Genomic DNA, 14,108 nt, shown 5'->3' with positions numbered 1-14,108 from the left:
GGCTGCGGCGCCCCAAGGTGGCCACACGGGAAAGGACGCGCAGGGGTCCGTCCGGGTTCCCGGACCGTTCCGGAACGGCGGAACGAACACGGGCCGGACACGAAACCGGTTCACGCCGGTGGTCGGCGCCAGGCGATGAAGCCGTCGGGAACCCTATAAAGATATAAGGAGAAGAACGGCGGAATCGGTGACGTCGGGTCGCCGCCGACCGACCCAGCGTAAGGTACCGGACACGAAAAAAACCTCCCGGCCACGCGGGCCGGGAGGTTTTTTTCGCGAGAAGCGGGAATCAGCCGTTGTCGCGGCTCTTCGCGCGCGAACGCTCCTTCGCGCGGGTGTTCACGTCCAGGGTGACCTTGCGGACCCGGACGACCTCGGGCGCGACCTCGACGCATTCGTCGACCGAGCAGAACTCCAGCGCCTCTTCCAGGCCCATCTTGCGCGGCCGGGCCAGCGTCTCCATCACGTCGGCGGAGGACTGACGCATGTTCGTCAGCTTCTTCTCCTTGGTGATGTTGATGTCGAGGTCCTCGAAGCGCGGGTTCTCGCCCACGACCATGCCCTCGTAGACGTCCGCGCCCGGCTCGACGAAGAAGGTGCCGCGGTCGGCGAGCTGGATCATCGCGTACGCGGTGACCGGGCCCGACCGGTCGGCGACCAAGGAGCCGCTGTGCCGGGTGCGGATCTCGCCCGCCCACGGGAAGTAGCCCTCGAACACGTGGTTCGCGATGCCGGTACCGCGGGTCTCGGTGAGGAAGTCGGTGCGGAAGCTGATCAGGCCGCGCGACGGGAGCACGTACTCCAGCTTGATCCGGCCGGTGCCGTTGCCGCTCATGTCCTCCATGCGGCCCTTGCGGGCGGCCAGGAGCTGGGTGATCGCGCCGAGGTGCTCTTCCGGCGAGTCGATGTAGAGGCGCTCGAACGGCTCGTGGAGCTTGCCGTCGATCGTGCGCAGGACCACCTGCGGCTTGCCGACGGTCAGCTCGAAGCCCTCGCGGCGCATCTGCTCGACGAGGATGGCCAGCGCCAGCTCGCCGCGGCCCTGGACCTCCCAGGTGTCGGGGCGCTCGGTCGGCAGGACGCGGATGCTGACGTTACCGATCAGCTCCTGGTCCAGGCGGGCCTTGACCAGCCGCGCGGTGACCTTGTCGCCGCCGTTGCGCCCGGCCAGCGGCGAGGTGTTGACGCCGATGGTCATCGAGATGGCGGGCTCGTCGACGGTGATCCGGGGCAGCGCGACCGGGTTGTCGACGTCGGCGAGGGTGTCGCCGATCGTGATGTCCGGGATGCCGGCGATGGCGACGAGCTCGCCCGCGCTGGCCTCGGTCGCCGGGACGCGGGTGAGCGCCTCGGTGACCAGCAGCTCGGAGATGCGCACGTTCTGCGTCGTGCCGTCTTCGCGCATCCAGGCCACGGTCTGGCCCTTGCGCAGCTTGCCGGCGTGGATGCGGATCAGCGCGATGCGGCCGAGGAAGTTGGACGCGTCGAGGTTCGTGACCAGCGCCTGCAGCGGCGCGTCGAGGTCGGCGGCGGGCGGCGGGACGTGCCGCAGCAGCGTGTCGAACAGCGGGTCGAGGTTCTCGCTCTCGGGGATCTCACCGTCGGCGGGCTGCTCCAGGCTCGCCTTGCCGGCGCGCGCGGAGGCGTAGACGACCGGGAGGTCGAGGATCGCGTCGTGGTCGGCGTCCTCGATGTCGCTGGCCAGCTCGAGCAGCAGGTCGTGGGTCTCCTCGACGACCTCGGCGATCCGGGCGTCCGGCCGGTCGGTCTTGTTGACCAGCAGGATCACCGGGAGGCCGGCTTCGAGGGTCTTGCGCAGCACGAACCGGGTCTGCGGGAGCGGGCCCTCGGACGCGTCGACCAGCAGGACGACGCCGTCGACCATGGCCAGGCCGCGCTCGACCTCGCCGCCGAAGTCGGCGTGGCCGGGGGTGTCGATGACGTTGATCGTCACCTGGCCCTCGGGCGTCTGGCGGTGGATCGAGGTGTTCTTCGCGAGGATCGTGATGCCCTTTTCGCGCTCGAGCTCCCCCGAGTCCATCACGCGGTCGACGACCTCGGCGCGCTCGGCGAAGGCGCCGGACTGGCGCAGCATCGCGTCCACCAGGGTGGTCTTGCCGTGGTCGACGTGGGCGACGATCGCGACGTTGCGCAGGTCGGGCCGGGTCTTACCGGTCGGCCGGCCGGTTTCGACGGTAGCGCTGGCTGCGGGCACGCGAGAACTCCTGAACTTCAAGGGTTGGATGGCCGCGCACACCGTTCAGGCATCCCGTGACCGGCTCTGGTCACACGCGGACCTCACCCAGGATACCTGCCACCCCCGTGTGAGCGGCCCCACGCCCCCTGACGGTTAGGCTGACCTAACGTGGGAACCCGGTGAAGCCGGCGATCCGGAAGGTGCGTGCGCGTGGGCAAGAAGCCGAAGGACCCGCGGAAGGTCGTGCGCAAGCTCATGAAGGCCGGCAAGGTCAAGAAGAAGTGCTGCCGGTCCAAGCCGCGCTGCAAGAAGTGCCCGGTATTGGCTCTGAAGAAGGCGAAAGAGGATCTGGCCGCCTAGCTTCGGGATGTCTCAGTGGGGCACGGCCTCGTTGAGCAGCCGGAGTTCCGGCGCGGTCTTCGTCGGCGAGAACTCGATGACCTCGTACTGCGCGAGGTGCTTCACGCAGAACGGGTCGGACGCCAGGATGGCGTCGAGCTTCCCGCGGGACATCGGGCGCGAGATGATCACGCCACCGGTGCGCGGGTTCCGCCGCCCGGAAGCCAGGAAGTGGCCGTGCTCGTACTGCTTGTTCAGCCACTCGGCGTGGTCCGGGAGCGCGTAGTCGATTTCCTCGATCGGTGCCGTGTAGTTCAGCAGGACGACGTACATGGTTAAGACGGTAGACCCGCGCGGCCGATCCCGCGTCCGGACGATACCGAGCGGTGACGCGCCTCGGCTATGCTCGCCGCATGCACGCGCAGACATCCAGCTGGTGGCCGCCCTCGGCGGCCGTTCCAGTCCTGCGCTGATCACCAGCGGCCGCCCCGGACGGGCGGCCTTTTTCGTGCCTTCTCCGGGGTGGCCCCGCCTCGGAAGGAAGACACGATGAGCAAGCTGTCCGGCATCACGCCCTCCGGTCACGTCCACCTCGGCAACTACCTCGGCGCGGTCCGCCGCTGGGCCCGCGAAGGCGGCGCGGACGACCTGTACTTCGTCGCCGACCTGCACGGCATGACGACGCCGCACAACCCGGCGAAACTCCGGTCACTGGCCCGTGAGCAGGTGGCGGTGCTGATCGCCGCCGGCATCGATCCCGAGCGGGTGTTCGTCCAGTCCGACCTGGCCCGCGAGCTCGGCGCGCTGACCTGGGTCCTGGAGTGCACCTGCAACTACGGCGAGGCCGCGCGGATGATCCAGTTCAAGGAGAAATCGAAAGGGCAGGCCGGCGTGCGGCTGTCGCTGCTGACCTACCCGGCGCTGATGGCCGCGGACATCCTGCTGCAGGGCGCCGACGAGGTGCCGGTCGGCGAGGACCAGCGCCAGCACGTCGAGCTGACGCGCACGCTGGCCAAGCGCTTCAACGGCACGTACGGCGAGGTGTTCACGATCCCGCGGGCGGTCCTGCCGCCGGCGGGCGCGCGGGTGAAGGACCTGGCCGACCCGACGCGGAAGATGTCGAAGTCGGCGCGGGACGCGGTGGGCGTGGTGTTCGCGCTCGACGAGCCCGACCAGATCCGCCGCAAGATCCGCCGCGCGGTGACCGACGGCGGTTCGGTGCCGGTCCACGCACCGGAAACGCGGCCGGGGATGGCTAACCTGCTGGAGATCCTGGCCGCCTGCCGGGGTGGCTCGCCGGCCGATCTGGCGTCGGAGTTCTCGTCTTACGGAGCGGTGAAGGACGCCGTCGCCGAAGCGGTGGTCGAGGAGCTGCGGCCGCTGCGCGCCCGGGCGTCGGCGCTGCTCGACGACGTCGCCGAGCTGGACCGGGTGCGGAAGGCGGGTGCCGAACGCGCCCGCGAGCGCGGCTCGCACCGGCTCGACGCGGCGCTGCGGATGATCGGGGCTAACTGAGCAGCGCGCGGAAGGCGGGGAGCAGGATCCGGTCCGCGGGCAGCCAGTCGACGTCGTCGAGGTCGTCGAGCCCGAGCCACCGAACGGCTCGGTGCTCGACGGCCCGCGGCTCTTCGCCCGGCGAGACCAGCTTGGCGGCGTAGATGCGCAGGACCTTCTCCCCGGGCAGCGGGACGTCCTGGCCCACCCGGTCGCCCACCTCGACGACGACGTCGAGTTCCTCACTGCACTCGCGGGCCAGCGCGAAGGCTTCGGACTCCCCGTCCTCGACCCGGCCACCGGGCAGTTCCCACTGCCCGGCGTGCTTCGGCGGCCAGGCCCGCTGCTGGGCCAGCAGCTTCCCGTCCCGGACGAGGGCAGCTCCCACGATCACAGCGTTCACAGTCCCGGAACTTACCCGGAAGCCCCCGCCCGGGCGCACACCGTGCCGCCCCGCCAGTCACGCGAGATGCCCCTCCAGTCACGCGAGATACCCCTCGGATCACGCGTGATGCCCCGCCAATCACGCGAACCGACCCTCCAGGTACGCAAACCGACCCTCGGGGCACGCGAGCCGACCCTCCAGGTACGCGAGCCGACCGTTCCGTCACGCCTCCCTACCCACCGCATACCCGCTCGGACCCAAGCCGGGGTGGTCAGCTGGCCGGGTTCGAGGTCTCCCCGCCCGCGGCCGCGCGCCAGACCACCACGAACCGCGCGCCGCCGTCCGGGGACTCGCTCACCTGGACCCGCCCGCCGCGGCGGCGGACCGTCTCCGCCACCATCGCCAGGCCCAAGCCGGTCCCGCCGGACGACCGGGCCCGGTCGTCGGCGATGCGGTAGAAGCGGTCGAACACCTTCTCGCGGTGCTCCGGCGCGATCCCCGGCCCGTCGTCGTCGACCACCACCCGCACCGACGAGCGCGACGCCAGCACCGACACCACGATCTGCCCCCGCGCGTAACGGCACGCGTTGCGCAGCAGGTTGTCCAGCACCAGCTCCACCTCCGCGTGCGCGGCCGACGCCCACGCCTGGGCGACCGCGGTGCTCACCCGGGTCTCCGGCGCCCCCGCCGGGAGCCTGCCCACCGCCGCGCGGACCTCGCTCACCAGCTCCACTGGCGATGCCGGCGGCACCTCCCCCGCGTCCGAACGGGCCAGCGACAGCAGGCCGTCCAGCAACGACGACAGCCGCTCGGCCTCGGTCAGGATGTCCGACAGCGTCTCCTGCGCCAGCTCCGGATCCGGGTTGGTCACGGCCACCTCGGCCTGCACCCGGATCGACGCGACCGGCGAGCGCAGCTCGTGCGCCGCGTCGCCGGTGAACCGCCGGAGCCGCTCGCTGGCCTGCTCCTGCCGCTCCAGCAGCGCGTTGAACTCCTCCGCCAGCGCGCGCAGCTCGTCGTGCGAGTCCGGCAGCGCCAGCCGCGCCCCCGGCGGCAGCGACCGGACCGAACCGCGCATGCGTGCGACCGGACGCAGCGACAAGCGCACCACCAGCCACGTCGCGAAACCCGCCACGAGCGCGCCGACCGTGGCGACGACCACCAGCCACACCCCGCCGTAGTGCACCGCGGCGGCGAACCCGACCAGGCCGGCCCCCGCGACGACCAGGCGCTGCGACCCGTCCGGCGCGCTGACGACCGTGCCGAGGTAGCGCGCGCCGTCGCGCTGGACCGGCTGGCCCGCCTTGAGCAGCGCGACGTCCGCGGGCGAAAGCCCGGCGGGGGTGCCGCCGTCCGCCGGTGCGCCCGCGATGTCCAGCACCCGCAGCGTCACCGGGGCGGCGCCGGACAGCGGCCGTCCGGCGCCCACCTCGGCGCCCGCCGGGCCCAGCGCCCCGGACAGCTCCCGGTCGACCGAGCCGATGAGCAGCGGCGAGAGGTTCGACGCGGCCAGCGCCGCCAGCCCGAGCAGGCAGACCAGGGTGATCGTCGCGGCCAGCACGGTGATCCGGGCCTGCAGCGTCCGGCCCCGCCACCAGGACGTCACGGGGTGATGACCTCGTCGAGCTGCGCGTCGGAGGCCAGGTAGCCGTGCCCGCGCACGGTCCTCAGCAACGCGCCGGCCCCGACGGCGTCGAGCTTGCGGCGCACGTACCCGACGTAGACCTCGACCAGGTTGCGCGTCACCGCCTGCTCCTCGCCCCAGACCGCGCGCAGCAGCTCGTCCTTCGTGACGACCGTGCCCGCGCGGCCGACGAGGACCTCCAGCAGCGCGAACTCCCGCGGGCTCAGCGCGACCTCTTCGTCGTGCCAGTGCACCTGCCGCAGCCCGCGGTCGACCGCCAGCGCACCGAGCCGCAGCGTGCCGCGGCCGGCCTCGGGCCCGGCCCGGCGCAGCACCGCCCGGACCTGCGCGACCAGCACCACGAACGAGAACGGCTTGACGAGGTAGCCGTCGGCGCCGAGGTCGAGGCCGTCGGCCTGGTCGATCTCGCCGTCCTTGGCCGAGACGAGCAGCACCGGCGTGGTGACGCCGTCCTTGCGCAGCCGTTCCAGCACGCGGTAGCCGGACAGGCCCGGCAGCATGATGTCGAGGAGGACGACGTCGAACGAGCCCGTGCCCGCCAGCTGCAGGCCGGTCGGCCCGTCCGCGGCGGTGACCACGTCCATGCCCTCCGCGCGCAGGCCGCGCTGCAGGGCCTTCCGCACGCCCGGTTCGTCGTCGACCACCAGCACCCGAGGTTTCACGAGACTCATCATGGCCGGTTTGCGCAGGTCGTGCGTGGGTTCTCAGCGCGATCTCAGCCTGAGGGGGAGAACCTTCAGGGGTATCTCAGCCTCGAGAGGGAAGCGTCGGTGCCAGGGAGCCGGGCACACTCGAGTCCGGGAACACCACAGGGAGAGACGCATGAAACCGAAGACGAAGGGCATCACCGCCGCGGTCGTCGGGACCGCGCTCGGTGCCGGCGGGCTCGCGTTCGTCGCGATGCCGGCCAGCGCGGACGACAAGCCGGCGCTGCCGCAGATCAGCGCCGAAGACCTCGTGCAGTCGGTCGTGCAGGCCAAGCCGGGCGCATTCGACGGCACGCTGAAGGTCAGCAACGACCTGGGCCTGCCCGCGGTGGGGAACGCGCTGCCGGGGGCGTCGGCGCTCAACATGGACTCCGCACACATCTTCACCGACGGCGCGGGCAAGAGCCGCTTGGCCGTCACCCAGGGGGCCAGCCAGGAGACCGTCGTCCACGACGGCACCACCGTCTGGGACTACAGCTCCAAGACGAACACCGCGACCAAGGTCACCATCCCGGCCGACGTGGCGAAGCAGCACGGCGCGGGCAGCGACAAGACCGCCGACCCGGTGGCGGCGTCGACGGAACTGCTCGCGAAGGTGCGCGAGAGCAGCACGGTGTCGGTCGACGGCACCGCGACGGTCGCGGACCGCCCGGCCTACGAGCTGGTCCTGACGCCGAAGCCGTCCGAGCGGACGCTGCTGCGCGAGATCCGCGTCGCGGTCGACTCGCAGACGCGGCTGCCGCTGCGCGTGTCGGTGCTGAGCAACGGCACGGCGACGCCGGCGCTGGAGGTCGCGTTCACCCAGATCGAGTTCACCCAGCAGCCCGCCGACCTCTTCGCCTTCACCCCGCCGAAGGGCGCCAAGGTGCAGGAAAAGACGCCGACGGTCGACCAGCAGCACAAGGACCTGGCCGAGCAGGCCAAGCAGGACGTCAAGGTCGTCGGCGACGGCTGGGACACCGTCGTCACCGGCAAGGTCCCGGCGGACGCGCTGAAAGCGGCCCCGAAGCAGCAGTCCGGGCGTGAAGGCCGCGGCGCCAACGCGGACCCGAAGGCGCTGCTCGAGCGGTTCGGCAAGAAGGTCAACGGTGCCTGGGGCAGCGGCTACCTGTTCACCACGAAGGTGGGCAGCGCGGTGCTGACCGACGACGGCCGCTTCGCCGCCGGTGCGGTGCCGGAGCAGGTCCTGTACGAAGCGCTGGGTCAGAAGTGACCAGCACGGCTGTCGAGTCCGGGGCGGACGTCTCTGCGGAGGCGTCCGCCCCGGCGGTCCCGCTCGCCGCGCGGACCCGGGGCCTGCGCAAGGTCTACGGCAGCACCGTCGCGGTGGACCACGTCGACCTCGACATCCCGCAGGGGGCGGTCGTCGGGATGCTCGGGCCGAACGGCTCGGGCAAGACGACCACGATCCGGATGCTGCTCGGCCTGGTCCGGCCGACCGAGGGCGAGGTCGAGCTGCTCGGCCGGCCGATGCCGGACGCGGCCGCGCACGCGCTGCCCGACGTCGGCGCGCTGGTCGAGGGGCCGGGCTTCCACCCGTTCCTGTCCGGGCGCGACAACCTGCTGCGTTTCGCCGCGGCGGAACCGCGGCTGACGTCGGCGGGAATTCCGGCCGCGGTGGATTCGGCGCTGGAGCGCGTCGGGCTGACCGCGGCGGCTCGGCGGCGGTACAAGGGGTATTCGCTCGGCATGAAGCAGCGGCTCGGGCTCGCTTCGGCGTTGCTGGTGCCGCGCAAGATGGTCGTGCTCGACGAGCCGACCAACGGTCTCGACCCCGCGGGTACCAGGGAGATCCGCAGGATCGTGGCCGAGCTGCACGCCGACGGCGTCACCGTGCTGGTGTCGTCGCACCTGCTGGCCGAAGTGGAGGCGACCTGCACGCACGTGGCCGTGCTGCAGAGCGGGAACGTCGTCGCCCAGGGCGAGCTGGCGGAACTGCTGGAGTCCGGGAACGCGGCCCTGCTGGTCCGCACGCCGGACGCGGAACAGGCGGTGGAAGTGCTGCGGGAGAACCGGATCGGTGCCCGGCTGACGCCGGACGGCGTCCGGGCCGACCTCACCGCGGCGGAAGCACCGCGGGTGCTGCAGGTCCTGGTGGGCGCGGGGGTCGCGGTCCACGAGGCGACGCGGGCCCGCACCGGGCTGGAAGACCTGTTCGCGCGGCTGACCGAGGGGGCGGAATGACGACGGCGGTTCTCGACGCACCGGCGGTCCGCACGGGCCACGACACGGTGCCGTTGCCGCGGCTGCTGGCCGCGGAGCTGCGCTGGATCTTCCGGCGGCCGCGGACGCTGGCCGTCCTCGGCCTGCTGGCGCTGATCCCGATCGTGATCGGCATCGGCCTGACGCTGGTGAGCGACCAGGCGGACACCGGCGGCGGCCCGAACGACGGCGGCGGAGCCCTGCTGGCGTCCGCGGTCAACAACGCGTTCGTGCTGCCGATCGCGGCCATCGTGCTGTCGCTGGCGTTGCTGCTGCCGCTGGCGTCGGCGATGGCCGGCGCGGACGCGATCGCGGGCGAGACCGCGCACGGCACGCTGCGCGGCTGGCTGATCGCCCCGGTCGGCCGGGGCCGGCTGCTCGCGGTCAAGGCGTTCGGCGTCGCGACCGTGTCGGTGGCCGCGGTGCTGGCGATGTGCGTGACGGGTGTGGTGACCGGGCTGATCATCAACGGCACGGATTCGCTGTTCACGCTGTCGGGCACGACGTTGTCGCTCGGCGGTGCGCTGGCGCGGATCCTGCTGGTGGCGGGCTGGGTGGTGCTCCAGCTGTGGGCGGTCGGCGCGGTGGCGCTGGCGATCTCCAGCTGGACCGAGCACCCGATGCTGGTGGTGGCGTCCGTGCTGGCGGCGGACATCGTGTTCACCATCCTCGGGTTCCTGAGCTCGCTGAAGTGGCTGCACCCGTTCCTGCTGACGCAGAACTGGTCACTGGCCCCGGCGGAGGTCCTCCAGGACCCGATGGGCACGCAGATGCTGGGTGAGGGCGCGCTGCGGGCGGTCTGCTACACCGTGATCGGGCTGTCGCTGGCCTACGCACGACTGTCCACTCGCGACGGCTGAGTGAAGGCGAGGATGCGGCGCCACGCGTCGTCGCAGGCCTCGCCCCACTCCGCGTACGCCCGGTCGAAGAACGAGTGCGGCGCGCCTTCGTACACGTGCCGCTCGTACCGGACGCCGGTCGCGGCCAGCCGCGCGGTGAAGGCGTCGAACTCGGCCCGGCTCGTGGCGACGTCCGCACCGGCCAGTAGCAGCAGCATCGGCGCCCGCAGGTCGGCGACGACGTCCTCGACCAGCTTCGGCAGGCCGTAGAAGCCGATCACCCCGGCCAGGCCGAGCCCGGCCGCCGAGAGCCGCCACGACTGGCCCGCGCCGAAGCAGAAGCCGACCGTGTAGACCGGCCCGCCGCCGAGGAAGTCGCGGGCCGCGGCGACGTCCGAAGCCACGTCGGCGGGCGAAACCGACGGCAGGTGGCGCTCCCAGTCGAACCTGTCGTCCCGCGCGCTGAGACCGGCGGTGCGGCCGTAGTAGTCGACCGCGACCGTCTCGAACCCCGCCTCGGCGAAGCTGCGGGTGAGAGCGCGGTAGAACTCGTGCACCCCGCGGACGTCCGGCAGCAGGACGACCTTCCGGCCGTTCGGCGCGGCGGGCACCGCGTGGTGGGCGAGGAACTCGACGTCGGACGTCAACGTCACCGGTCCCTCGGCAGCGACCGCCCCGCGGATCGGCGGCGCGGGCGGGCGGCTGTCGGTGCTGTGGCACATGGCATTCCCTTTCGTCCCGGCCGAGCCTGCCGCGCCCCGCGGCCGGCGCCCAGATCCCCGCCGGTGGGGTGGTCCGCCGGTCCTGGTACCGGCAGGGCCAGGTTCGCGGGCGCCGGAAGCAGCACACTCGACGGCATGGACCGGGAACTGGGCCGCTTCCTCAAGTCACGCCGCGAGGCGGCCACGCCGGCCGAGTGCGGCGTGCTCACCGGACCGCGGCGGCGGGTGCCGGGCCTGCGGCGCGAGGAGGTCGCGCAGCTGGCCGGGATCAGCGTCGAGTACTACGTCCGCCTGGAGCAGGGCCGCGCCCGCGCGCCGTCGCCCGAGGTCCTCGACGCGCTGGCCCGGACGCTGCGGCTGGACGACGTCGAACGCCGTCACCTCGACGACCTCGCGTCGGCGCGGCCCACCCGGCCGCCGTCGGCCCGCCGGGCGCGCCCGGAGCTGGCGCAGCTGCTGGCGAAACTGGACCGCGTGCCGGCGCTGGTCGTCGACCACCGGCTCGACGTCCTCGCCGGGAACCCGCTGTCCGCGCAGCTGTTCCGCGGGTTCGCGACGGCCAACCTCGCCCGGTTCTGCCTGTTGGACCCGGCGAGCCGCGAGGTGTTCCCGGATTGGCACGACGTCGCCCGGGCCACCGTCGGCCAGCTGCGGCTCGTCGCCGCCCGGTACGCGACGGACCCGGCGCTCGCGGCGCTCGTCGGCGAGCTGACGCTGCGCAGCGAGACGTTCCGGACGTTGTGGGCGGGCCGGTTCGTCCAGCAGCGCACGCACGGGCGCAAGCGCTTCCGCCACCCCGTGGCGGGCGAACTCACGCTGCAGTTCGAGAACTTCGAGCTGCCGGACTCCTCCGGCCAGCGGCTGGTGACGTTCACCGCGGAGCCCGGCAGCCCGTCGGAGTCCGCGTTGGACCTCCTCGCCCACTGGGCCGCGTAGGTCAGCCGACGAGCGCGATGCCGTCCGGGTCCAGCCGCAGGTTCACCGCGTCCCCGGCGCGCAGGTCCGACGCCGCCGGGGCGACGGCGTCCACAGTGGACCCGTGCAGCTTGACCACCAGCCGCACGTGTTCCCGGCGGTGGACCGCCGCGACGACCTCGCCCGGCACTCCGGCCGCGGCCACCCGCAGCGCGTGCGGGCGCAACCCCAGCCGCACCGGGCCGTCGCCGACGTCCGGCAGCGACACTTCGCCGAAGTCCGTGCCGACCACTCCGCCCGTCGCCACGCCGTCGGCGAACGTCGTCACGCCCAGGAACCGGGCCACGTCGTCGTCCGCCGGGTTGCGCCACACGCGCCGGACCGCACCCTCCTGGCGGACCTGTCCCGCGTCCAGCACCGCCACCCGGTCGGCCAGCGTGAACGCCTCCTCCTGGTCGTGCGTGACCAGCAGCGCCGTGATCTTGCTGCGCCGCAACAGCTCCGCCAGGTCGATCGCCAGCTGTTCGCGCAACCCGGCGTCCAATCCGGACAGTGGCTCGTCCAGCAGGAGCAACCGCGGCTTCGGCGCCAGCGCCCGGGCCAGCGCGACCCGCTGCGCCTGGCCGCCGGACAGCTGCGTCACCCGGCGGCGCTCGAAGCCCGACAAACCCACCAGCTCCAGCAGCTCGGCCACCCGTGGCGCCCACTGCGCGCGGGGCACGCCGTGCATCCGCAGGCCGAACGCGATGTTCGCGGCGACGTCGCGGTGGGTGAACAGCTGGCCGTCCTGGAAGACCAGGCCGAAGCCGCGCCGGTGGACCGGGACCGCGCCGAGGTCCTCGCCGTCCCAGCTCACCGAGCCGCGGGCCGACGGCTCGAGGCCGGTGATCGCGCGCAGCAGCGTCGACTTGCCCGAACCGGACGGGCCGAGCAGGGCCAGCACCTCGCCGTCGGCGATGTCCAGCCGGGCGTCGCGGACGGCCGCGAAGGTTCCGTAGTGGACAGTCAGCTCCCGCACCGACAGCGCCATCAGAACTCCCCCACCCCGCCGCGGCCGAGCCGGTCGATCAGGGCGACCGCCAGCACCGTCACGAGCATCAGCAACGCGCACGCGGCGTACGCCATCTGGTTGTTCAGCTCCCCCGGGCGCGCCATCAGCGACGCGATCGCGACCGGCAGCGTCGGCGCCGCCGGCCGGGCGAGGAAGCTCGTCGCGCCGAACTCGCCGAGGGCCACGACGAACCCGAAGCCCGCCGCGGCGACCAGCGGCCGCAGGGTCAGCGGCAGGTCGATCTCCCGCCACACCCGCAGCGGGCTCGCGCCGAGCGTCGACGCGGCCTGCCGCAGCCGGACGTCGACCGAGCGCAGCACCGGCAGGACCATCCGCACGACCAGCGGGATGATGACCAGCGCCTGGGCCAGCGGGACGAGGTAGGGCGACGTCCGGAGGTCGCCGGGCAGCGCGTCGAGCGTCACCAGGTAGCCGAACCCGACGGTCACCGCCGACACCCCGAGCGGCAGCATCAGGACGGCGTCCATCGTCTCGCCGAGACCCCGCGCGGCTCGCGCGGGCGACCGGCGCAGCGCCACCAGCACGACGGACGCGAGCACGCCGACGACCATCGCGAGCAGCGTCGCGTCGACGGCCACCTTCAGCGAGTTCAGCGCGGCGTCCCAGCCGGACACCTGCAGCGCGCCCTTCTCGCCGGTGCCCGTCAGCGCCCGGTACCCGGCGAGGCTCCAGCCGTCCTCGGTGGACACCGACTCGGCGAGGAGCGCGACGATCGGCGTCACCAGCAACGCCAGCACGAAGCCCGCGACGCCGACGACCCACCACTCGCCACCCCTCGGCCGCCGGGCCCGGCCGGAGCCGATCCGGGCGCCTTCCTTGCGCCGCCGGGCGAGCCCGCCGAGCACCAGCGCGGCGACGACGGCGGCGAACTGGACCAGCGACAGCGCCGCCGCTCCGGAGAGGTCCAGGAGATCGACCGTCCGCAGGTAGATTTCGGTTTCCAGGGTCCGGTAGCGGGCACCGCCGAGGATCAGGACGACCCCGAAGCTGGTGGCGCAGAAGAGGAACACCACGGCGGCCGCCGACGCGATCGCCGGGGCCAGCGCGGGCAGCGTCACCGACCGGAAGGCCCGCCACGGCGAGGCGCCGAGCGCGCGGGCGGCGTCGGCCGTCCGCGGGTCGAGCCGCGCCCACAGCCCGGCGACGGTCCGCGCGACGACGGCGACGTTGAAGAAGGCGTTGGCCAGCACGATCGGCAGCACACCGCCGTCCGGCCACAGCGCCCGGAACGCGAGCCCGACCACCACGGTCGGCAGCACGAACGGCACCAGCACCAGCGTCCGGGCCAGGCCGACGCCGGGCAGGCGCACCCGCGCCAGCAGGAACGCCACCGGCAGGCCGGCCAGCACCGCGACCGCCGTCGACGCGGCCGCGCTCCCGACGGTGAACCCGGCCAGCTGCCAGGTCCGCGCGTCGCCGAGGACGACGTCGAGGCCGCCGGCGGCGAACCCGCGGCCGGCGATCGCCAGGACCGGCCAGGCGAAGAAGACCACCAGGAACCCGATCGGCGCCAGCCCGAGCAGCGCCAGGCCGAGCCCGCGGGCGGTCCGCGGCGGGGCGGTGGTGCGCCGGACGGCTTCGGACGTCATCG

Annotated in this window: 14 protein-coding genes; 6 read left to right on the top strand and 8 right to left on the bottom strand. The window is 73.0% G+C overall.

All coding sequences use genetic code 11. The features are described from left to right. Positions 1-289 precede the first annotated feature (289 nt). Positions 290-2,215, bottom strand: coding sequence for a translational GTPase TypA (gene typA / locus ACLJPY_RS09650; protein ID WP_091317730.1), 1,926 nt, complete (start codon positions 2,213-2,215; stop codon positions 290-292). 192 nt (positions 2,216-2,407) lie between these two features. Between typA and ACLJPY_RS09645 the strand changes: the two genes are divergently transcribed. Further along, entirely contained in the window at positions 2,408-2,557 is a 150-nt protein-coding gene (locus ACLJPY_RS09645; RefSeq protein WP_003090169.1) for a hypothetical protein, read from the top strand. A 12-nt stretch (positions 2,558-2,569) separates the two neighbouring features. Here the strand turns inward: ACLJPY_RS09645 and ACLJPY_RS09640 are convergent, their stop codons facing one another. Then, positions 2,570-2,869: a YciI family protein gene (locus tag ACLJPY_RS09640; RefSeq protein ID WP_410587688.1), complete on the bottom strand. Its 300-nt coding sequence runs from the start codon at positions 2,867-2,869 to the stop codon at positions 2,570-2,572. Between the two features lie 216 nt (positions 2,870-3,085). On the opposite strand from ACLJPY_RS09640, the gene trpS reads away from it, so the two are divergent. Continuing rightward, entirely contained in the window at positions 3,086-4,051 is a 966-nt protein-coding gene (gene trpS, locus ACLJPY_RS09635; protein WP_410587687.1) for a tryptophan--tRNA ligase, read from the top strand. Here trpS and ACLJPY_RS09630 read toward each other — a convergent pair. The 3 genes from ACLJPY_RS09630 to ACLJPY_RS09620 all read right to left on the bottom strand — a co-directional run bounded on the left by ACLJPY_RS09630 (position 4,044) and on the right by ACLJPY_RS09620 (position 6,734). Continuing rightward, on the bottom strand, positions 4,044-4,433 hold the full coding sequence (locus tag ACLJPY_RS09630) for an NUDIX domain-containing protein (protein ID WP_410587686.1): 390 nt from the start codon (positions 4,431-4,433) through the stop codon (positions 4,044-4,046). The two genes, trpS and ACLJPY_RS09630, sit on opposite strands and share 8 nt — an antisense overlap. 253 nt (positions 4,434-4,686) lie before the next feature. Further along, a complete protein-coding gene (locus ACLJPY_RS09625; RefSeq protein WP_410587685.1) occupies positions 4,687-6,021 on the bottom strand; it encodes a sensor histidine kinase in 1,335 nt (444 codons plus the stop codon). Further along, the gene (locus ACLJPY_RS09620; RefSeq protein ID WP_191314849.1) at positions 6,018-6,734 is read right to left on the bottom strand and encodes a response regulator transcription factor; all 717 of its coding nucleotides are present in this window, start codon (positions 6,732-6,734) and stop codon (positions 6,018-6,020) included. Before ACLJPY_RS09620 ends, ACLJPY_RS09625 begins: the two co-directional genes overlap by 4 nt. 148 nt (positions 6,735-6,882) lie before the next feature. Between ACLJPY_RS09620 and ACLJPY_RS09615 the strand changes: the two genes are divergently transcribed. From ACLJPY_RS09615 to ACLJPY_RS09605, 3 genes are read left to right on the top strand one after another with little or no spacing between them, the layout of a single operon-like run. Next, complete coding sequence (locus ACLJPY_RS09615; protein WP_410587684.1) at positions 6,883-7,980, top strand: LolA family protein; 1,098 nt, start codon at positions 6,883-6,885, stop codon at positions 7,978-7,980. Beyond that, the gene (locus tag ACLJPY_RS09610) at positions 7,977-8,951 is read left to right on the top strand and encodes an ABC transporter ATP-binding protein (protein ID WP_410587683.1); all 975 of its coding nucleotides are present in this window, start codon (positions 7,977-7,979) and stop codon (positions 8,949-8,951) included. The genes ACLJPY_RS09615 and ACLJPY_RS09610 overlap by 4 nt, the downstream gene beginning before the upstream one ends. Next, entirely contained in the window at positions 8,948-9,829 is an 882-nt protein-coding gene (locus ACLJPY_RS09605) for an ABC transporter permease (protein ID WP_410587682.1), read from the top strand. The genes ACLJPY_RS09610 and ACLJPY_RS09605 overlap by 4 nt, the downstream gene beginning before the upstream one ends. Here the strand turns inward: ACLJPY_RS09605 and ACLJPY_RS09600 are convergent. After that, a complete protein-coding gene (locus tag ACLJPY_RS09600; protein ID WP_410587681.1) occupies positions 9,799-10,530 on the bottom strand; it encodes a dienelactone hydrolase family protein in 732 nt (243 codons plus the stop codon). The genes ACLJPY_RS09605 and ACLJPY_RS09600 overlap by 31 nt on opposite strands. A 135-nt stretch (positions 10,531-10,665) precedes the next feature. Between ACLJPY_RS09600 and ACLJPY_RS09595 the strand changes: the two genes are divergently transcribed. Further along, the gene (locus ACLJPY_RS09595) at positions 10,666-11,466 is read left to right on the top strand and encodes a helix-turn-helix transcriptional regulator (RefSeq protein ID WP_410587680.1); all 801 of its coding nucleotides are present in this window, start codon (positions 10,666-10,668) and stop codon (positions 11,464-11,466) included. Between the two features lies 1 nt (position 11,467). Here ACLJPY_RS09595 and ACLJPY_RS09590 read toward each other — a convergent pair whose 3' ends face one another. Next, a complete protein-coding gene (locus ACLJPY_RS09590; RefSeq protein WP_410587679.1) occupies positions 11,468-12,475 on the bottom strand; it encodes an ABC transporter ATP-binding protein in 1,008 nt (335 codons plus the stop codon). Then, positions 12,475-14,031, bottom strand: a complete 1,557-nt coding sequence (locus ACLJPY_RS09585; RefSeq protein ID WP_410588261.1) for an ABC transporter permease — start codon at positions 14,029-14,031, stop codon at positions 12,475-12,477. The genes ACLJPY_RS09590 and ACLJPY_RS09585 overlap by 1 nt, the downstream gene beginning before the upstream one ends. Between the last annotated feature and the right edge of the window lie 77 nt (positions 14,032-14,108).

Source organism: Amycolatopsis sp. lyj-23, assembly GCF_046549135.1.
In the GTDB taxonomy this organism is placed as follows: domain Bacteria; phylum Actinomycetota; class Actinomycetes; order Mycobacteriales; family Pseudonocardiaceae; genus Amycolatopsis.
The sequence above is the reverse complement of the archived record's forward strand: the minus strand, read 5'-3'. Positions and strand labels throughout refer to the sequence as shown.